Below are 19,135 nucleotides of genomic sequence, written 5' to 3' on the forward strand. Positions count from 1 at the left end.
TGATGGCCCCCTACGGCTTTACTGCTGAGCGCTGCTGCACTGCGGGACCAACTTCTGCTCTTCCTCGCTGAGGGTGGGACCCGGGGACGGGACGGGGGTGGCCTGGACGTTCGTCCGCTCCCCCGGCTTCGGGGCCTTGGGGTCCTTCGGGTCGTCCTGGGCGGCACCGGGCGCGTTGCCCGTCTTGTCGCCGTTCTGCTTCTCGGTCTCCCGCTGCTGCTGCTCGGCCTTGCGCCGCTCGTCCGCCTTCTTGCAGGCGCCGGCGAGCGTGCCGAGATCCTTGACCTTCTGCCGGGCCTGGTCGAGGCTGCCGACCGCGATCGTGTCCTCGACACGGGTGCGCTGGTCCACGGGGAGGTACTTGAGTTCGATCTCGCGGTGGTCCTCGTAGACCTTGCTGAGGCCCACCCACGCCAGATCCTGGTTGATGCCCTGGTAGACGGCCACGTGGTCGTTGTCCTTGGCGCCCACGTAGTACTGCGTCTGGGTCCACTCGTAGCCGGCGTAGAGACCGCCGCCGACGATGCCGAGCACCACGGCGATGATGAGCGACCGCTTGAGCCACTTGCCACCGCGGGGCGGCTTGACGAAGTCCTCGTCGGAGAACGAGCCGAAGGCACCGTCCGGCGTGCCGCCTATGGCCGGCTCACCGCTGCCGGGAGGGCCGAAGCCGCCCGCGGCCGCCCCGGGGCCCTGCGGCGGCACGGGCCGGTTGGCGCGGCCCAGCTCCGCGGCACGGCCGGCCGGGGTCTGCATGGCGCCGTCGTCACCCAGCTGGAGCTGGTTCTCGGCGACCGCGCCCACGATCACCGGGGTGTCGTTGAGCTGCGCCGTGAGGGTGTCGCCACCGTCGATCTCCAGCACGTCCGCGACGATGCAGGTGATGTTGTCGGGGCCGCCGCCGCGCAGGGCGAGCTGGATCAGGTCCTGGATGGTCTCGTGCGGGCCCTGGTAGCTGGCGAGCGTCTCCTCCATCGTCTGGTGGCTGACGACGCCGGAGAGCCCGTCGGAGCAGATCAGGTAGCGGTCGCCCGCCCGGACCTCACGGATCGACAGATCGGGCTCCACGTGGTCACCGCTGCCCAGCGCGCGCATCAGCAGGGAGCGCTGCGGGTGGGTGGTGGCCTCTTCCTCGGTGATCCGGCCCTCGTCGACGAGCCGCTGCACCCAGGTGTGGTCCTGCGTGATCTGGGTGAGCACGCCGTCGCGCAGCAGGTACGCGCGCGAGTCGCCGACGTGCACGAGGCCGAGCCGCTGACCGGTCCACAGCAGCGCGGTCAGGGTGGTGCCCATGCCCTCGAGCTGCGGGTCCTCCTCGACCATGGCGCGCAGCTGGTCGTTCGCGCGCTGCACGGCGGTGCCGAGGGAGGTCAGGATGTCCGAGCCGGGGACGTCGTCGTCCAGCGACACGAGGGTGGAGATCACCTCGGAGCTGGCGACCTCGCCCGCGGCCTGGCCGCCCATGCCGTCGGCGATGGCGAGCAGCCGGGGGCCGGCGTAACCGGAGTCCTCGTTGCCCTCCCGGATCATCCCCTTGTGAGATCCGGCGGCGAAGCGCAGTGACAGACTCATGCGCACCTCGCCCGACGGCTCCGGGTACATCCGCACGGTGCCCACCCTCCGGTCGTCATGGTCCTACTACTTCCGCAGCTCGATGACGGTCTTGCCGATGCGGATCGGCGCGCCGAGCGGGATCGGGGTCGGGGTGGTCAGCCGGGTCCGGTCGAGATAGGTGCCGTTGGTGGACCCCAGGTCCTCGACGATCCACTGGCCGTCGCGGTCGGGGTAGATCCTGGCATGCCGGCTGGAGGCGTAGTCGTCGTCCAGCACGATCGTCGAGTCATGGGCGCGGCCCAGGGAGATGGTCTGGCCCTGGAGGGCGACCGTGGTCCCGGTGAGGGTGCCCTCGGAGACCACCAGCTTGGTGGGGGCGCCGCGTCGGCCGCGCTCCGCACGTCGGCCGCCGGACTGTTGCTGCTGTCGCTGCTGCGGCGGCGCGGTCTGCTGCGCACGCTGCGGCTGGCGGTCCTGGCCACCGCGGCGTGAGCCGCGCTGCGTGACACGCGTGCCGAACAGGTCGCTGCGAATGACCTGGACGGCCACGATGACGAACAGCCACAGTACGGCGAGGAAACCCAACCGCATGACCGTGAGGGTCAGCTCTGACATTGCCCCCGCTTCACCCTTCGGCTTGCCGATAAACGATGGTGGTGCTGCCCACGACGACGCGTGAGCCGTCGCGGAGCGTAGCGCGCGTGGTGTGCTGCCCGTCCACCACGATGCCGTTTGTCGAACCCAGGTCCTGGATGGTCGCGGGGGTTCCGACCCGGATTTCGCAGTGCCGGCGGGATACGCCGGGGTCGTCGATCCGTACGTCCGCTTCGGTGCTGCGGCCCAGTACGAGGGTGGGTCGGGAAATCTGGTGACGTGTGCCGTTGATCTCGATCCAACGGCGGGTCTGGGTGCCGGGGACGGCGCCCGGCCCGGGGCCGCCCGCACGGGGTGCGGGGCGGCCGGGAGCGCCGGGCGGCGGGGACGCGGGCATCGGCGGCGGACCGGCCGGCTGCGCCGGATAGCCCGCGCCGTGCGTGACCTGGCCACCGGCCGCGCCGCGGGGTGCGGCGGGCTGCTGTCCCTGCTGGTCCTGCGATTCGCTGGAGGCGAGGGTGCGGCTGCGCACCCGGTACAGCCCGGTGTCGAGGTCGTCGGCCTTCTCCAGATGGACCTTGATGGTCCCCATGAAGGTGTACCGCTGCTGCTTGGCGTAGTCGCGGACCATGCCGGAGAGCTCGTCCCCGAGCTGCCCGGAGTACGGGCTGAGCCGCTCGAAGTCCGGGGCGCTCAGCTCGACGATGAAGTCGTTCGGGACAACGGTCCGGTCGCGGTTCCAGATGGTGGCGTTGTTGTCGCACTCGCGCTGGAGTGCGCCCGCGATCTCGACAGGCTGCACCTCGGACTTGAACACCTTGGCGAAGGTGCCGTTCACGAGACCCTCGAGTCGCTGCTCGAAGCGCTTCAGTACTCCCACGGGGCACCTCCTTCCCTCAGTGACGTTCCTGATGCTCAGTGTCGTTCCTGATACTGCTTACTGATCGTATCCACGCGTCGGGAAAACGGCTGGTTCCCCTTCGGCGCCAGGAGTGACGAGTGTCGCCTTCACCGCAGCCCACCGCGCGCTCCACTAGGGATCGTAGAGGCGGCCGTGAGTCAGTGTCCCGCAACCGGTGCGGTCCCCGCCGGACCGACGGACCGGGCGGCAGGGAAGTGGTGTGAAGGCACCCTCCACAGCGTGCTAATGTTCTGCATGTCGAAAGGCGAACGCACAAGACCCGGGCGGACAGTCCGAAGAAAGTGTGAGAGTCCCAGACAGCACCCATGCGCGGGTGGCGGAATAGGCAGACGCGCTGGATTCAGGTTCCAGTGCCCGAAAGGGCGTGGGGGTTCAACTCCCCCCTCGCGCACAGAGCGGGAACGGGTCTCTCCCGGTGATGAGAATCACCGGGAGGGGCCCGTTTCTCGTTGTCCGGAAGCGTGTTCTGAAGCACGGTCCGGCGACGTGACATGCGGCACCACGACGGATGCGCCGCGGATGCGACACGGGTACGACATCGGGCCCGGCGCGAGGCGTCCGGGCCCGAAGATCACGCGAAGTGCGCCGCGGGTGCGCGGTCAGCCGGCGAGGCGGGCGACCAGGGCCTTGGCCTTGGCGGCGGCTTCCTCGTTGGCCTTGGCCCGGGAGGCCTCGGACTTGCCGACCAGCTCGGCCATGGCGGGCACGGTGGCGGCCAGGGTCAGCTCGGGGACGATGAAGTCGACCTCCAGACCGAGCATGCCGGTCAGCACCTTCTCCAGGTAGTTCGTTACGAACTCGAAGGACTCACGCGGCGTGCCCGGCGCGTACGAGCCGCCACGGCTGGCGACGACGGTGACCGGGGTACCGGCGGCGGAGGGCTTCTCGCCGGCCGTGCGACCCATGATGATCACCTGGTCCAGCCACGCCTTGAGGCTGGAGGGGATCGTGAAGTTGTACATCGGGGTGCCGATCAGCACCGCGTCCGCCCGCTCCAGCTCCTCCGCCAGCTCGACGCGCAGGTCGTAGGCGGCGCGCTGCTCGGCGGTGAACTCGGCCGGGTCGACGGAGCCCACGCTGAGCGCGGCGGCGGTTATGTGCGGCAGCGGGTTCGCGGCGAGGTCGCGGTAGACGACCGTGCCCTCGGGGTGCTGCTCCTCCCAGGCCTTGCGGAAGACGGCGGTGACGTCACGGGAGGCGGAGCCCTGGGGGAGGGCGGACGAGTCGATGTGCAGCAGCGTGGCCATGAGGTCTCCAAACAACGGGCTGTGTCGCCGCGGTGGCTTACGGCGAACGGAGGTGTAGCTCCGTATGCAACTAGTATTACCACAGCTACTTACTTTTCCGCAGCACCTAAGAGGAACGCAGTATCCTGGATCCATGGCGGACCACAGCGAGCAGGCGTGCAAGAAGGCGGACGAGGGCATGACGCGCGTCTTCGAGCTGTTCGGCAAGCGCTGGACGGGGTTGATCGTGGCCACCCTGCTGCCGGGGCGGGCGCACTTCGCCGACCTGCGACGGGCCATTCCGGGGATCAGTGAACGGATGCTCTCCGACCGCCTCACAGAGCTGGCCGCGGCGGGTCTGCTCGTACGGGAAGTGGAATCTGGACCTCCGCTTCGTGTCTCCTACCGGCTGACCGAGGCGGGGCAGGCGATGGAGCCCGCGCTCAAGGAGCTGGGGCGGTGGGCGCAGCGCTATCTCGGGGACAGTGCGCAGTGCCCGCGTGAGTTCGGCTGACCTCCCGCACACCGCCGATGGGTGTCCTGTGGGCAAACGCCGGGGTGCCGACCGCCGTCGGTACCGCGCGCTACGGTCAGGGCAGTTGACGCTTTGCCGCATGGGTGGAGGGGGAGGTGGCGCGCGATGACGCGACTGCCGCACGTGCCGGGTTTCGCGGGATCGGCGACGGGTGGGGCGGGGGGCTCGGGAGGTTCGGGAGCCGGTGAGGGGTCCGCCTCCGGACCTTCGCCCAAGGCCGTCGGGAAGGCCCTGCGGGCGCGGGTGCCGCGCTCCGCGCACGCGGAGTGGGAAGCCGGTGCGGGGCGGCCCGGCGCGGTGGAGACGGTCGAGGCGGCCAACGCGGGACGGCTGCCCGAGCTGACGCCGATCCGCGTCGGCCGGATGGCGGCCTCCCCCTTCGCCTTCCTGCGCGGCTCGGCCGGACTCATGGGTTACGACCTGGTGGGCACCGCCGTGACGGGAGTGGGCGCGCAGATCTGCGGCGACGCGCACGCCGCGAACTTCGGTCTCTACGGCGACGCCCGCGGCGGTCTCGTCATCGACATGAACGACTTCGACGAGACCCTTCACGCGCCCTGGGAGTGGGACGTGAAGCGGCTCGCCGCCTCGCTGGTGCTGGCGGGCCGGGAGGCGGGTGCGGACGAGGACACCTGCCAGGAGGCGGCCCGGGACGCGGTGGGCGCCTACCGCCGCACGATGCGGCTACTGGCCAGGATGCCGGCGATAGAGGCATGGAACGCGATCGCCGACGAACGGCTCGTCTCGCACGCGGACGCCAAGGACCTGCTGGGCACGCTGGAGCGGGTGGCGGAGAAGGCCCGGCGGAACACGAGCGCGCGGTTCGCGGCGAAGGCGACCGAGCGGACCGAGGACGGCGGTCTGCGCTTCGTGGACGCCCCTCCGGTGCTGCGGCGGGTGCCGCACGACGAGGCGGCGTCGGTCGCGCTGGCCCTCGGCGCGTATCTCGGGACGCTCCCGGAGGACATGGTCCCGCTGCTCGCGCGCTACGAGGTGCAGGACGTGGCGTTCCGGGTGGTGGGCACGGGGAGCGTGGGGCTGCGCTCGTATGTGGTGCTGCTGCTCGACCACCGGGGCGAGCCGCTGGTGCTCCAGGTGAAGGAGGCCCGCCCCTCGGCGCTGCTGCCCCACGCGGCGAAGGCGGGCTTCGCGGTGCCGGAGACCCGCCACGAGGGGCAGCGCGTGGTCCTGGGGCAGAGGCGGATGCAGGTCGTCAGTGACGTGCTGCTCGGCTGGGCGACGGTCGACGGGCGGCCGTACCAGGTGCGGCAGTTCCGCAACCGCAAGGGGAGCGTCGACCCCGCGGCGCTGGCCCCCGCCGAACTGGACGACTACGGGCGGATGACGGGCGCGCTGCTCGCGCGGGCGCACGCGCACAGCGCCGATCCGCGGCTGATCGCCGGGTACTGCGGCAAGGGGGACGAGCTGGACGACGCGGTCGCGCGGTTCGCGGTGGCGTACGCGGACCGCACGGAGGCCGACCACGCGGAGCTGGTGGCGGCGGTGCGGGGCGGCCGGGTGGCGGCGGACACGGGGGTGTAGCCGGCCGGGATCGGAGGCATGGACGGGGCGGGGATGGGGGCTCGGGGTACGTGGGGGCCCGCGGGGCGGGCGGGAACTCGTAGGCTGGGCGGGTGACGAATCCGGAAGCCGAGCAGAGTCAGAACCCCGAGCAGCCGGACACGCGGCGCCTGGAACAGGCCGTGCGGACGGCCGAGCAGGCGCTGATCGAATTCGAGATCGCGGTGGAGACCTTCCGGGTGGAGGTGGAGAACTTCTCCCGGCTGCACCACCAGCGGCTCGGCCCGATGTACGCGCGGCTCGACGAGCTGGACGCCCGGATCGCGGAGGCCGTCGCGGCCCGGACCGGCGACGCCGAGGACCTGCGGCGGGCCCGGGAGGCGCGCGCGCTGGTGCAGCCGATGCCCGGTGTGGAGGAGCTCTTCGGCGGCTGGCTGGACTCCGAGGGGCTCTCCCCCGAGGCATCGGCGATGCTCACGGAGAAGCCCGTGCAGCCCCCGAAGCGGGTGCGCCCGAGCGACGAGGCGCGGCGCGCCTTCCGCGAGCTGGTCCGCAAGGCGCACCCCGACCTGGCGCGGGACGAGACGGACCGGCAGCGGCGCGAGGAGTTCATCGTGCGGGTCAACGCCGCGTACGCCGATGGCAACACCGCGCTGCTGACCGAGCTGGCGGCGGAGTGGGCCGCCGGGCCGGTGCCCGAGGAGCCGCTGCCGAGCCCGAGCGAGGAGCTGTACGCACGGCTGGAGTGGCTGGCCCGGCGCAAGGAGCTGCTGTCGGCGGTGGCCGGTGAACTGGAGTCCTCCGCGATCGGCGCGATGATCAAGATGGCGCCGGACGACCCGGACGGGCTGCTGGAGGAGATCGCCGAACAGCTGCTCGCCCAGGTCGCCGAGCGGGAGGCATACCTGGCCACGCTGGTCGGGTAGCGTCGGGGACATGCATTTCGGTTCTGGGGTACCCACGGTCGGTGTCGACGCGCTCTCGTCCGACGATTTCCTGCTGGACGTCCGCGAGCACGACGAGTGGGCGGCCGGGCACGCGGAAGGCGCGCTGCACATCCCGATGAGCGACTTCGTCGCCCGGTTCGGCGAGCTGACGGAGAAGGCCCCCGACGGCGGCCGGATCAACGTCATCTGCCGCTCCGGCGGGCGCTCCGCGCAGGTCACCACCTATCTCGTCCAGCAGGGTCTGGACGCGGTGAACGTCGACGGCGGCATGCAGGTCTGGGAGGCTGCCGGCCGCCCGGTCGTGGACGGAAACGGCGCTCCCGGCACGGTCATCTAGCCGGTCGAGGGTCGGGGCGGGACGCGCGTCCGGTCGGAGCGCGTATCCGGTCGGAGCGCCTATTCGGTTGGAGCGCGTATCCGGTTGGAGCGCGTATCCGGTCGGAGCGCGCTTCGGGCCGGTTCATGGCGGCCGACTGCGGTGCCGGTGGGTGGCCGTCCTCACCCGAGGGGGTGGGCGGCCAACAGGTCGCCCAGCGCCTCTTCATGAGCGGCGGCGGGGCCCAGGGAGAGCTCCAGCTGCTTGGCCCAGGCATGGTAGCGGTGCAGGGGGTAGTCGGTGTCCGCGCCCAGGCCCCCGTGCAGATGCTGCGCGGTCTGCACGACGCGGCGGACCCCCTCCGAGGCCCAGACCTTCGCGACGGCGATGTCCGCCGCGGCCGGGAGTGCCGCGTCCGCCCCCGACTCGATGCGCCAGGCCGCCTGCCACAGGGTGGCCTCCATCGCGCGCAGATCGATATAGCGGTCGGCGGCCTGGACGGCGACCGCCTGGAACGTGGCGATGGGGTGGCCGAACTGCACCCGCTTCCCCGCGTACTCACTCGTCATGCGGGCCACCGCCTCCCCGAGGCCGAGCGCGAGGGCACAGGTGCCGGCGGTGAGCAGCCCGCGCAGCCACTCCCACGCGCCCTCGGCCGTGATGACCTCGTCGTCCTCGACCCGCACACCGTTGAGACGCACCTCCGCGTACCGCTCGCCGTTGGTGGAGACCTGATCGGCGAGCGTCACACCGGGCCGGTCCCGGGGGACGAGCGCGAGGACGGTGTGGCCCTCGCCGGTGTGGGCGGGGATCAGGATCCGGTCGGCGCCCGGTGCCCAGGGCACGGCCGTCTGCACGCCGTCGAGGGCCCAATGGTGTTCGGGGGCGCTCTCCGGCCGTGCGGTGACGGCCAGTTCGGCCCGATCGTGGCCGGAGCGGCCGTTGGTGGCCACAGTGACGACGGCCTCGCCGCGGCCGATCAGCGGCAGCAACCGGTCCGCCGCGGCTCCGCCGTACCTGCCGAGGGCGAGCGCCGCCCCACCCGTCTCCAGCAACGGCACCCGGGCCAGCACCCGCGCGGACTCGCGCAGCACCAGGCACAGGGCGATCGGCCCGAGCCCCGCGCCGCCGTGCTCGGGGGCGACGGTCAGGCTCAGCAGATCGGCGTCGGCGAGCCTGCGCCACAGCGCGCGGTCGAAGTCCTCGGCCACGGCGCCCCGGGTGAGCGCCGGGCTGGGCACGCTGTCGGGGGTGACGTCGGCGAACACCGCCCGGGCCGCTTCGACAGCGGCCTGCTGTTCCTCGGTGAAGGTGAAGTCCACTGCCGGTCCTCCCACACGCCGCTGACACCTGAAGACGCGCTTGGCGATGCGCCTGGATGCGCATCCGCGTGGAGACGTGTCTGCTGAAAGACCCGTCTGATGGGGCGTCAAGGTAGAACAGGTTGCAGGAATTGGGAACCGGTAGGGCAGAGTGAGCGGGTGCCGGTGTCACCGTCGCCTGTCGGGGCCCCCGTCGGCGCGGCCGTCAGCGGTCGAAGTCCAACTCCACCTCCTCCGTGGCCGGATGCGACTGGCAGGCCAGCACATACCCCGCGGCCAGCTCCTCCGGCTCCAGTGCGAAATTCCGGTCCATCCGGACCTCGCCCGTGACCAGGAACGCCCGGCACGTCCCGCAGACCCCGCCCTTGCAGGCGTAGGGCGCGTCGGCGCGGTTGCGCAGCACTGTCTCCAGCAGCGACTCCCCCTCCCGCACCGGCCAGCTGCCGCTGCGGCCGTCCAGCTTCGCGGTCACGGTGCTGTCCGACGCCCGGGCCCCCGTGGCCCCCGCCGCCGTGCCCGGTTCCGCTCCCAGGCCCGCCTGCTCGCCTGCTCCCTCGTCCGCTTCCTCGTCCACATGGAAGATCTCCTGGTGGACGCGGTCGCGGCCGACTCCGAGCCCGTGCAGTGCCCGCTCGGCCCCCCGCACCAGCCCGTACGGGCCGCACAGGAACCAGCCGTCGACGGAGTCCACCGGGAGCAGCGCCGGCAGCAGCCGGGACAGCCGCTCCTCGTCCAGCCGCCCGGACGGCAGACCTGCCTGCTGCTCCTCGCGGGAGAGGGCGTGTACGAGCTGGAAACGCGTGGGATGGCGGTCCTTGAGGTCGGCGACCTCCTCCAGGAACATCGTGGAGGACGCGGTGCGGTCGCTGCGGATCAGACAGAAGCGGGCGTCCGGCTCCCGCGCGAGCAGGGTCGAGACCATGCTCAGCACGGGCGTGATGCCGCTGCCGCCGACGATCGCGGCGAAGTGCCCGGCGCGCGGCTCCAGCACGAACCGGCCGGCCGGTGCCATCACCTCCACCGAGTCCCCGACCGCCAGCTCCTTGAGCGCGTAGGTGGAGAACGCGCCGCCGTCCACGAGCCGGACTCCCACCTTGAGCGCCGCCGGCCCGTCCGCGCCGGGCGCCTGGCCGCAGATGGAGTAGGTGCGGCGTATCTCGGCGCCGTCCACGGTCCGGCGGAAGGCGAGGTGCTGGCCGGGGGTGTAGCGGAAGACCGGGCGCAGCTCGGGGGGCACGGCGAAGGTCACGGCGACCGCGTCGTCGGTGAGCGGGTCGACGGCCGCCACCCGTAGCGGGTGGAAGGCGCCGTGGCGGGCCGCTGCCATCTACAACTCCTTGAAGTGGTCGAACGGTTCGCGGCACGCTTCGCAGCGGCGCAGAGCCTTGCAGGCGGTGGAGGAGAAGCGGCTCAGCAGGGTGGTGTCGGTGGAGCCGCAGTGCGGGCAGCGGATGGAGAGCTGCACGAGCACCGGGCCACCGGGGCGGTCCGCGGGCCGGGCCGCGGTGGGCCGTGGCGGCGCCACCCCGAACTCCTCCAGCTTGCGGCGGCCTTCGGCGCTGATGGCGTCCGTGGTCCAGGGCGGGGAGAGGACCGTGCGGACCTCCACCTCGGCTATGCCGTGGTCGTGCAGGACGCGCTCGATGTCCGCCGACATGGCCTCAATGGCCGGGCAGCCGGTGTAGGTGGGGGTCAGCTCCACCTCCACCCGGCCGGGGCCGACGAGGTGCAGCCCGCGCAGCACGCCCAGCTCGGCCAGCGTGATGACGGGCAGCTCCGGGTCGGGCACGGAACCGGCCAGGGCGCGGAGCTCTTCCTCGAGCGGGGTCGCGGTCACCATGTCGCCCCCGGGTGGCTGCGGTGCAGATGCTGCATCTCGGCGAGCATCCGACCGAACGGCTCGGTGTGGATGCCCTGACGGCCGGCACCGGCCGTCCAGGCGCCGAGCTGGGGCCCGGTGGGCAGCGCCAGGGTGGCCTGGTCCACGGTCTTGGTGACGAGGGTCAGCCAGCCGTCGCGCAGGGCGGTCCAGTCGACGTCCAGCCCGTCGACCGGCTGGAAGAGCTCGCCCGTGAACCGCCACAGGTCGTCGAGGCCCGTGCGCATCCGCCGGCGGCTCTCTTCGGTGCCGTCCCCGAGGCGCAGGGTCCAGTGTTCGGCGTGGTCGCGGTGGTAGGCGACCTCCTTGACCGCCTTCGCCGCCAGGGGGGCGAAGGGGCCGTCCCCGGCCGCCAACTGCCCGTACAACAGCTCCTGGTAGGTGGCGAAGTAGAGCTGGCGGGCGATGGTGTGGGCGAAGTCGCCGTTCGGCTGCTCGACCAGCTGGACGTTGCGGAAGGCGCGCTCTTCGCGGAGATAGGCCAGCTCGTCCTCGTCGCCGGCGAGCGAGAGGAGGGTCCGGGCCTGGCCGAGCAGGTCCAGCGCGATGTTGGCGAGCGCGACCTCCTCCTCCAGGACGGGTGCGTGCCCGGCCCACTCCCCCAGCCGGTGGGAGAGCACGAGGGCGTCGTCGCCGAGGGCCAGGGCGGCGCTCAGCGGAACGGTGCTCGCGGGTGCCCCGGTCATAGGTGCCGCACCCCTTCCGGGATGTCGTAGAAGGTCGGGTGGCGGTAGGGCTTGTCGGCCGCCGGTTCGAAGAAGGGGTCCTTCTCGTCCGGTGAGGAGGCGGTGATCCCGGCGGAGGGCACCACCCAGATCGAAACACCCTCCGAGCGCCGCGTGTAGAGGTCGCGGGCGTTGCGCAGCGCCATCTCCGCGTCCGGTGCGTGCAGGCTGCCGGCGTGGGTGTGCGCCAGGCCGCGCCTGCTGCGCACGAACACCTCCCACAGTGGCCAATCAGCGCTGGTCATGCCCTTGCCTCCCGATGTGCGTCGGTGTGCTTCTCCGCGTACGCGGCGGCGGCCTCGCGCACCCAGGCGCCTTCTTCGTGGGCCCGCCGGCGTTGGTTGATCCGCTGGTCGTTGCACGGGCCGTTGCCCCGCAGGACCTCGTGGAACTCGTCCCAGTCGATGGCGCCGAAGTCGTGGTGACCGCGCTCCTCGTTCCACCGGAGGTCCGGGTCGGGGAGGGTCAGCCCGAGCGACTCGGCCTGGGGAACGCAGATGTCGACGAAGCGCTGGCGCAGCTCGTCGTTGGAGTGCCGCTTGATCTTCCAGGCCATCGACTGGGCGGAGTGCGCGGACTCCTCGTCGGGCGGGCCGAACATCATCAGGGACGGCCACCACCAGCGGTCCACCGCGTCCTGGGCCATCGCGTGCTGGGCCTCGGTGCCACGGCTGAGGGCGAGCAGCAGCTCGTACCCCTGGCGCTGGTGGAAGGACTCCTCCTTGCAGATGCGGACCATGGCCCGGGCGTACGGCCCGTAGGAACAGCGGCACAGCGGGACCTGGTTGGTGATCGCTGCGCCGTCCACGAGCCAGCCGATGGCCCCCACGTCCGCCCAGGTCAGGGTGGGGTAGTTGAAGATCGAGGAGTATCGCTGGCGGCCCGCGTGGAGCTTGTCGAGCAGCTCGTCGCGTCCGGTGCCCAACGTCTCGGCGGCGCTGTAGAGATACAGGCCGTGGCCCGCCTCGTCCTGCACCTTGGCCATGAGGATCGCCTTGCGCCGCAGCGAAGGCGCCCGGGTGATCCAATTGGCCTCGGGCTGCATGCCGATGATCTCGGAGTGGGCGTGCTGCGCGATCTGCCGGACGAGCGTGGCGCGATAGGCGTCCGGCATCCAGTCCCGTGGCTCGATGCGCTCATCGGCGGCCACGGTGGCGTCGAAAACCGCCTCGTACGCCCCCGCTTCCGGCGCCGTCGTCGTCATGCCGTGCCCCCTCGATCTCTGGAACTCCCTACCGACCGATCGTTCGGTTCAATGGTGTGCCGAGGGCTCGGAAGGTGTCAAGCCTGTGGATAACTCCGCGTCCGCTGTGCCTGGTGGGGCGGCGTGGGTACCGTTCGGGTGCACAGCAACGGGTGGCGGGCGGAATCGGGGCGGGACATGGAGTGGGACGACGGGCACGAACGGACGACCGGCATCGCCGGGCTGTCCCTCCCCTCACGCATCGCCGTCGCCGTCGGCGTGGCGGGCGTGGCGGTCGCGGTCGCGGTGCATGTGTCGATGATGTTCCTGCACGTCGCACCGTCGAACACGATCAGCAAGCAGCACGGATCGGCCATCGACGACTACGTGTACCCGGAGTTCGAACAGAACTGGAAGTTCTTCGCGCCCAATCCGCTGCAGCAGAACGTCGCCGTTCAGGCGCGAGCGGAACTGCGCGGCCCCGACGGCCGGGCTGTGGTGACGCCCTGGACCGATCTGTCGGCCCAGGACGGCGCCGCGCTGCGCCACAACCTTCTCCCCAGCCACACACAGCAGAACGAGCTCCGCCGCGCCTGGGACTTCTACGCGGGCACGCACGACGCGCGGGAGCAGCCCAACGGGATGCGCGGCCGGCTCGCCGAGGAGTACATCCGACGCATCGCCCTGCTCCGTCTGGGTGGTGAGCGGGACGGGCGGACGGTCCAGCGCGTGCAGGTACGGGCCGTGACCACCGCCATAGCCCCACCGCCCTGGAGCGACGAGAAGGTCGACACGCGACCCGTCCACCGCCTGCTGGGCTGGTGGCCGGTCACCACCGCCGATCTCCCGGAGGCGAAGAACCGGTGAGCTCCCCCCAGAACACGGTCCCGGACAAGAAGCAGGACGCGCCGGCCGGCGCCGGGCTCGCGGCCCGCGTCGACAGCGCGCTCGCCCGCGGCGTCACCCGCGTCACCGGCTCCGCCCTCGGCACGTACCAGACGGCCGTGATGCGGATCGGCCTCTCCTTCACCTGGCTGTTCTTCCTGCTCCGCGAGTGGCCCAACCGCCATGAGCTGTACGGGCCGGGCGGGCCGTGGAGCTGGGACATGGCCCGTCGGCTGACCGACGACAACCGCGCCTTCACCGCCCTGATGTGGTCCGACAGCGGTGTCTGGTTCGAGACCGTCTACGTCCTCGCGATCGTCTCCAGCGCCCTGCTGATGCTCGGTTGGCGCACCCGGACCATGTCGGTCCTCGCCATGATCGGGGTGCTGTCCTTCCAGAACCGCAGCATCTTCGTCGGGGACGGCGGCGACAACGTCCTGCATCTGATGGCCCTGTACATGGTCTTCACCCGCTGCGGGCGGGTGTGGTCCCTCGACGCGCGCCGCGCCGCCCGTCGGGAGCAGGGCCCCGGCACCGAGGCCGGGGCGGGCGACCGGGATGTGACCGGCATCGTGCTCTGGACGCTCTGCGGTCTCGCCCTCCTCATCGCCCAGGCGGTCGGCGACACCCGCCTGGAGTGGACGGCCGACGGCCCGGTGCCGGGCATCGGGTGGGCAACGGTCCTGTGGTGCCTGTGGGCCGCTCAGGGGCTGTGGTGGCTCGCGCGGCGCCATGCCCCCGGGGAACCGCGCACCGTCCTGGACGCCTTCGCGAATCTGGCGCACAACGGCGCCCTGCTCGTGATCATGGTGGAGGTCTGCCTGATCTACGCCACAGCGGGCTGGTACAAGATCCAGGGCTCGCGCTGGCAGGACGGCACCGCGCTCTTCTACCCGATGCACATCGACTACTTCTCGCCCTGGCCCGCGCTGTCCCACGCGCTGGCGAGCAGCGGGATCGTCGTCCTGCTCCTCAGCTACGGCACCGTGGCCGTGCAGGTCGCCTTCCCCTTCACCCTGCTGAACCGGCGGGTGAAGAACGTCCTGCTCGCCGTGATGATGGCCGAACACCTCGGCATTGCCGTCACCCTCGGCCTCCCGTTCTTCTCCCTGGCGATGATCGTCGCGGACGCGGTCTTCCTGCCCACCTCCTTCCTGCGCCGCCTGGGAGCCCTTGTAGGCCGGGCCGGTGGTCGGCTGCCCCTCGCCCGCAGGGGTGCCGTGCCGGCCCCGCGGGAGAGCGAGGACGGGGCGGCCGGCACCCGCACGCTGGTGGGCTGAGCCGGGGCAACGGGCGGAATCGGGCCCGTAGGCTGAAGGCATGATCGAGGACGACGCCGGAAACGCCCTGCGGCTCTGGGGCGAGGCGACCGCCGCCGACGCCGTGCTGCTCGACGGCTTCCACGCCCTGAAACACGCCTTGCGCTTCGGCGCCGATGTACGGGTGGCGGTCACCGCCGACAAGGCCTCCGCGCTGGAGCTCGCGGCAGAGCTGGCCGACGATCTGACCGAGGTGCTCGACGAGCGCCTGGTCGAGATCCCGGTGCGGACCCTGCGGGAGCTGCTGCCCAGGATCCACCCCACCCAGGTGGCCGCGCTGGCGGTCAGGCCCGAGCGCCGGGCGAACCTCGACGCCATGTCGTGGGCTCCCCGGCAGGCACCGGTCATCGTCCTGGACAACCCCCGCAACCTGGGCAACGTCGGGGCCGTGATCCGGCTCGCCGCCGGATTCGGGGCCACGGGCGTGGTCACCACCGGCGACATCGACCCCTGGCACCCGAACGCCGTACGGGCGGGTGCGGGCCTGCACTACGCCACCGCCGTGGAGCGCCTGCCGCTCCCCGAACTGCCGCCCGGCCCGCTGTACGCGCTGGACCCGGAAGGGGACGACATCAGGTCCATCCCCCTGCCCGACGACGCGCTGATCGCCTTCGGCTCCGAACGGCACGGGATCTCCCCCGGGCTGCGGGAGCGGGCGACCCGGCTGGTCGCCCTCCCCATGCGGCCCCAGGTCTCCAGCTACAACCTCGCGACCAGCGTCGCCATGGCGCTCTTCCACTGGGGAGGGCCGGGCCCGGCCCAGCGGGCCTGAGCCCGCCGACTGCGACGGGCGGCTACGACGGGCGGCGCACCTCGACCGTGCGGAAGCGCGTCGCGACGAACGCGCTGTCGCACAGGGCGGCGTTGGCCGCGGGATTGCCGCCCGAGCCGTGGAAGTCGGAGAAGGCGGCCGTCTGGTTGACGTAGACCCCACCGGTGAGGTTCAGGGAGAGCTGGGCGCACTCCTCCAGGCAGGCCTCCTCGATCAGCCGCTCGACCTCCGGCGAGGTGGTGTACGCGCCGACCGTCATCGCGCCCTTCTCCCGGATGGTCCGCCGCAGCAGCTCCACCGCCTCCTGGGACGAGTCGACGGCCACGGCGAACGCCACCGGGCCGAAGCACTCCGACAGATAGGCCGCCTCGGCGTCGGGCTTGGCGCCGTCCAGCTTCACGATCACCGGGGTACGGACCGTGGCCTCGGGGAAGTCGGGGTTGGTCACCGAGCGGGAGGCGAGGGCGACCTCGCCGAGCTGCGCGGCCGCTCCGATGCGCTCCTTGACCTGGTCGTTCACGATGGCGCCCAGCAGGGCGTTCGCCCGGGCGTCATCCCCGAGCAGGCCCTCGACCGCGCCCGCCAGGTCGGTGACCACCTCGTCGTAGGACTTGGGTCCGGCGTCGGTGGTGATGCCCTCGCGCGGGATGAGGAAGTTCTGCGGGGTGGTGCACATCTGGCCGCTGTAGAGCGACAGCGAGAAGGCGAGATTGCTCAGCAGGCCCTTGTAGTCATCGGTGGAGTCGATGACGACGGTGTTGACCCCGGCCTTCTCCGTGAAGACCTGTGCCTGACGGGCGTTGGCCTCCAGCCAGTCACCGAAGGCGGTGGAGCCGGTGTAGTCGATGATGCGGATCTCCGGGCGGGTGGCCAGCGCCTTGGCGATCCCCTCGCCGTCCCGCTCGGCGGCCAGCGTGACGAGGTCGGGGGAGAACCCGGCGTCGCTCAGCACCTCGCGGGCGATCCGCACCGTGAGGGCCAGCGGCAGCACCGCGCGCGGGTGCGGCTTGACCAGGACCGCGTTGCCAGTGGCGAGGGAGGCGAACAGGCCGGGGTAGCCGTTCCAGGTGGGGAAGGTGTTGCAGCCGATGAGCAGTGAGACACCGCGCGGCACGGCGGTGAACTGCTTGCTCAGCGCCAGGGGGTCACGCTTGCCCTGCGGCTTGGACCACTCGGCCGCGCCCGGCGTACGGACCTGCTCGGCGTAGGCGTATGCGACGGCCTCCAGGCCGCGGTCCTGCGCGTGCGGCCCACCGGCCTGGAACGCCATCATGAACGCCTGGCCGCTGGTGTGCATGACGGCGTGCGCGAACTCGTGCGTACGGGCGTTGATCCGGGTCAGGATCTCCAGACAGACCGCGGCCCGGGCCTCCGGGCCCGCCTCGCGCCACTCCGGCATCGCCGCGCGCATGGCCGGCAGCAGCCGCTCGACATCGGGATGCGGATACTCGACGCCCAGCTCCGGCCCGTACGGGGAGATTTCCGCCCCCGTCCACCCCTGTGCCCCCGGCTGGTCAAGCTCGAAGCGCTTGCCGCGCAGTGCTTCGAAGGCCGCCTGGCCCTCGGCCGCGCTCAGGCTGTCGGGCACGGTGCCCTCCGCCCCGTAGGCCTTCGGGTGCTCGGGGTAGGGGGACCAATAGGCACGCGTGCGGATGGCGTCCAGAGCCTGGTCGAGAGTGGGGCGGTGCTTCTCGATCAACTGGGCGGTGGTGGATCCGGCGGTCACGGCTGACCAACTCCTTGTCGAGCTGGGCTCGGAGAGGCGACAGGCTTCGGGCAACTTCGACAAACAAGGTCGGGCGAAGACTTCGGGGGCCGGGAACACCCCCCGATAGATACAGTAACCGAACGATCGGTCGGGACAAGGGGGCCCGGCGAACCTGTGGACAACTCATCGGGGAGGATCACCGACATGACCGCAATCGAGCCGGACCGCGCCGTCGCCGTCGTCGGCACCGGCACCATGGGCCAGGGAATCGCCCAGGTCGCCCTGGTCGCCGGCCATCCGGTGCGGCTGTACGACGCCGTGCCCGGCCGCGCCGCCGAGGCCGCCCGGAGCATCGCCGCACGTCTCGACCGCCTGGTGGAGAAGGGCAGGATCGCGGCGGCCGACCGCGACGCGGCCCGCGCCCGGCTCAGCCCGGCGACGCGGGTGGCCGAACTCGCCGACTCCTCGCTCGTCATCGAGGCGATTGTGGAGCAACTCGAGGCCAAGCAGAAGCTGTTCACGGACCTCGAATCGGTCGTTCCCGACGACTGCCTGCTCGCCACCAACACCTCGTCCCTGTCGGTGACCGCGATCGCCGGTGCCCTACGCCTGCCCGGCCGCTTCGTCGGCCTGCACTTCTTCAACCCCGCCCCGCTGCTGCCACTGGTGGAGGTGGTCCGCGGCTCCGCCACCGACGAGGCGGTGGCGGACCGCGCCTACGCCACGGTGGCCGCCTGGGGGAAACGGCCGGTGCGCTGCGCCGACACCCCGGGGTTCATCGTCAACCGCCTCGCCCGCCCCTTCTACGCCGAGGCCTTCCGCGTCCACGAGGAGGGCTTCGCCGACCCCGCGACGATCGACGCGGTCCTGCGCGAGAGCGGCGGATTCGCCATGGGCCCCTTCGAGCTGACCGACCTCATCGGCCAGGATGTGAACGAAGCCGTCACCCGTTCGGTCTACGAGGCCTTCTTCCACGATCCGAAATTCACGCCGTCGCTCGCGCAGCGACGCCTCGTGGAGGCGGGGAGCCTCGGCCGGAAGTCGGGGCGTGGGTGGTTCGCGTACGGGGAGGGCGCCCGGAAGCCCGAGCCGCGGACGGCGGAGCCGTGCGACGCACCGGCCGAGGTCGTCCTGCACGGCAGCTTGCCGGGGCCTTCCGCCGTGCTGCACGAGTTGATCGTGGAATCGGGCATCAAGGTCACCCCCGTCCCCGTCCCGGACGGGGACCACGGGTTCATCGCCCTGCCCGACGGGGCGCGGCTCTCTCTGACCGACGGCAGCCCCTCCACCACGGAGGTCTACGGGATCGCCATCCGTTTCGACCTGGCCCTCGACTACCGCACCTGCGCCCGGATCGCCCTCGCGCCCTCCGAGCTCGCCTCCCCCGAGGACGTCCGGGCCGCGATCGGCCTGTTCCAGGCTCTCGGCAAGAAGGTCAGCGTCATCGGTGACGCGCCGGGCCTGATCGTCGCCCGTACGGTCGCGATGCTCGTCGACCTCGCCCACGACGCGGTCGGCCGGGGCGTGGCGAGCCCCGAGGACATCGACATCGCCATGCGACAGGGCGTGAACTACCCCCGCGGCCCGCTGGAGTGGGGCCGCGTGCTGGGCGCGGACTGGACGGACCGGCTGCTGCGTTACCTGCACGAGGAATACCCGGGCGGTCGCTACGCCGCCTGTCAGCCCCTGCGCCGCCGTGCGGCCGTCGAAGAGAGCCTGCTCTAATC

Annotated in this window: 19 protein-coding genes and 1 tRNA gene; 9 read left to right on the plus strand and 11 right to left on the minus strand. The window is 71.7% G+C overall.

What is annotated here, in order from left to right:
- Nucleotides 1-18 precede the first annotated feature (18 nt).
- The 3 genes from ACZ53N_RS22860 to ACZ53N_RS22870 are packed head-to-tail and all read right to left on the minus strand — an operon-like array spanning nt 19 to nt 3,028.
- Nucleotides 19-1,602 carry a protein phosphatase 2C domain-containing protein gene (locus ACZ53N_RS22860; protein WP_469142692.1) on the minus strand — a complete coding sequence of 528 codons (1,584 nt, stop codon included), beginning with the start codon at nt 1,600-1,602 and terminating at the stop codon, nt 19-21.
- A gap of 36 nt (nt 1,603-1,638) precedes the next feature.
- Nucleotides 1,639-2,169: an FHA domain-containing protein FhaB/FipA gene (locus ACZ53N_RS22865; protein WP_130878628.1), complete on the minus strand. Its 531-nt coding sequence runs from the start codon at nt 2,167-2,169 to the stop codon at nt 1,639-1,641.
- A 10-nt stretch (nt 2,170-2,179) separates the two neighbouring features.
- Nucleotides 2,180-3,028, minus strand: coding sequence for an FhaA domain-containing protein (locus tag ACZ53N_RS22870; RefSeq protein ID WP_469142665.1), 849 nt, complete (start codon nt 3,026-3,028; stop codon nt 2,180-2,182).
- 349 nt (nt 3,029-3,377) lie between these two features.
- On the opposite strand from ACZ53N_RS22870, the gene ACZ53N_RS22875 reads away from it, so the two are divergent.
- Nucleotides 3,378-3,461 (plus strand) — tRNA-Leu (locus tag ACZ53N_RS22875).
- Between the two features lie 208 nt (nt 3,462-3,669).
- On the opposite strand, the gene ACZ53N_RS22880 is transcribed toward ACZ53N_RS22875, so the two are convergent.
- The gene (locus tag ACZ53N_RS22880; protein ID WP_469142666.1) at nt 3,670-4,317 is read right to left on the minus strand and encodes an FMN-dependent NADH-azoreductase; all 648 of its coding nucleotides are present in this window, start codon (nt 4,315-4,317) and stop codon (nt 3,670-3,672) included.
- A 133-nt stretch (nt 4,318-4,450) separates the two neighbouring features.
- On the opposite strand from ACZ53N_RS22880, the gene ACZ53N_RS22885 reads away from it, so the two are divergent.
- The 4 genes from ACZ53N_RS22885 (at nt 4,451) to ACZ53N_RS22900 (ending at nt 7,636) form a co-directional block, all read left to right on the plus strand.
- Nucleotides 4,451-4,810: a winged helix-turn-helix transcriptional regulator gene (locus ACZ53N_RS22885; RefSeq protein WP_469142667.1), complete on the plus strand. Its 360-nt coding sequence runs from the start codon at nt 4,451-4,453 to the stop codon at nt 4,808-4,810.
- Nucleotides 4,811-4,936: 126 nt separating this feature from the next.
- Nucleotides 4,937-6,373 carry a DUF2252 domain-containing protein gene (locus ACZ53N_RS22890; RefSeq protein ID WP_469142668.1) on the plus strand — a complete coding sequence of 479 codons (1,437 nt, stop codon included), beginning with the start codon at nt 4,937-4,939 and terminating at the stop codon, nt 6,371-6,373.
- Nucleotides 6,374-6,465: 92 nt separating this feature from the next.
- Entirely contained in the window at nt 6,466-7,278 is an 813-nt protein-coding gene (locus ACZ53N_RS22895) for a hypothetical protein (protein WP_469142669.1), read from the plus strand.
- Between the two features lie 10 nt (nt 7,279-7,288).
- Nucleotides 7,289-7,636: a rhodanese-like domain-containing protein gene (locus ACZ53N_RS22900; protein WP_469142670.1), complete on the plus strand. Its 348-nt coding sequence runs from the start codon at nt 7,289-7,291 to the stop codon at nt 7,634-7,636.
- A 161-nt stretch (nt 7,637-7,797) separates the two neighbouring features.
- Here ACZ53N_RS22900 and ACZ53N_RS22905 read toward each other — a convergent pair whose 3' ends face one another.
- From ACZ53N_RS22905 to paaA, 6 genes are all read right to left on the minus strand, one after another.
- The gene (locus ACZ53N_RS22905) at nt 7,798-8,937 is read right to left on the minus strand and encodes an acyl-CoA dehydrogenase family protein (protein ID WP_469142671.1); all 1,140 of its coding nucleotides are present in this window, start codon (nt 8,935-8,937) and stop codon (nt 7,798-7,800) included.
- 205 nt (nt 8,938-9,142) lie between these two features.
- Nucleotides 9,143-10,264, minus strand: a complete 1,122-nt coding sequence (locus ACZ53N_RS22910; RefSeq protein ID WP_469142672.1) for a 2Fe-2S iron-sulfur cluster-binding protein — start codon at nt 10,262-10,264, stop codon at nt 9,143-9,145.
- Complete coding sequence (paaD, locus tag ACZ53N_RS22915) at nt 10,265-10,777, minus strand: 1,2-phenylacetyl-CoA epoxidase subunit PaaD (protein ID WP_469142673.1); 513 nt, start codon at nt 10,775-10,777, stop codon at nt 10,265-10,267.
- Entirely contained in the window at nt 10,771-11,502 is a 732-nt protein-coding gene (gene paaC / locus ACZ53N_RS22920) for a 1,2-phenylacetyl-CoA epoxidase subunit PaaC (RefSeq protein WP_469142674.1), read from the minus strand. Before paaC ends, paaD begins: the two co-directional genes overlap by 7 nt.
- Nucleotides 11,499-11,786, minus strand: a complete 288-nt coding sequence (gene paaB / locus ACZ53N_RS22925; RefSeq protein WP_130878639.1) for a 1,2-phenylacetyl-CoA epoxidase subunit PaaB — start codon at nt 11,784-11,786, stop codon at nt 11,499-11,501. The genes paaC and paaB overlap by 4 nt, the downstream gene beginning before the upstream one ends.
- Nucleotides 11,783-12,745 carry a 1,2-phenylacetyl-CoA epoxidase subunit PaaA gene (gene paaA / locus ACZ53N_RS22930; protein ID WP_469142675.1) on the minus strand — a complete coding sequence of 321 codons (963 nt, stop codon included), beginning with the start codon at nt 12,743-12,745 and terminating at the stop codon, nt 11,783-11,785. The genes paaB and paaA overlap by 4 nt, the downstream gene beginning before the upstream one ends.
- Nucleotides 12,746-12,868: 123 nt before the next feature.
- On the opposite strand from paaA, the gene ACZ53N_RS22935 reads away from it, so the two are divergent.
- The 3 genes from ACZ53N_RS22935 to ACZ53N_RS22945 are packed head-to-tail and all read left to right on the plus strand — an operon-like array spanning nt 12,869 to nt 15,700.
- A complete protein-coding gene (locus tag ACZ53N_RS22935; protein ID WP_469142676.1) occupies nt 12,869-13,591 on the plus strand; it encodes a DUF5819 family protein in 723 nt (240 codons plus the stop codon).
- Entirely contained in the window at nt 13,588-14,889 is a 1,302-nt protein-coding gene (locus ACZ53N_RS22940) for an HTTM domain-containing protein (protein ID WP_469142677.1), read from the plus strand. The genes ACZ53N_RS22935 and ACZ53N_RS22940 overlap by 4 nt, the downstream gene beginning before the upstream one ends.
- 40 nt (nt 14,890-14,929) lie before the next feature.
- The gene (locus tag ACZ53N_RS22945) at nt 14,930-15,700 is read left to right on the plus strand and encodes a TrmH family RNA methyltransferase (protein ID WP_469142678.1); all 771 of its coding nucleotides are present in this window, start codon (nt 14,930-14,932) and stop codon (nt 15,698-15,700) included.
- A gap of 22 nt (nt 15,701-15,722) precedes the next feature.
- Here the strand turns inward: ACZ53N_RS22945 and paaN are convergent, their stop codons facing one another.
- A complete protein-coding gene (gene paaN, locus ACZ53N_RS22950) occupies nt 15,723-17,426 on the minus strand; it encodes a phenylacetic acid degradation protein PaaN (RefSeq protein ID WP_469142679.1) in 1,704 nt (567 codons plus the stop codon).
- A gap of 186 nt (nt 17,427-17,612) precedes the next feature.
- On the opposite strand from paaN, the gene ACZ53N_RS22955 reads away from it, so the two are divergent.
- The gene (locus ACZ53N_RS22955) at nt 17,613-19,133 is read left to right on the plus strand and encodes a 3-hydroxyacyl-CoA dehydrogenase (protein WP_469142680.1); all 1,521 of its coding nucleotides are present in this window, start codon (nt 17,613-17,615) and stop codon (nt 19,131-19,133) included.
- Nucleotides 19,134-19,135: the final 2 nt, after the last annotated feature.

Source organism: Streptomyces sp. NPDC033229 (assembly GCF_055576875.1).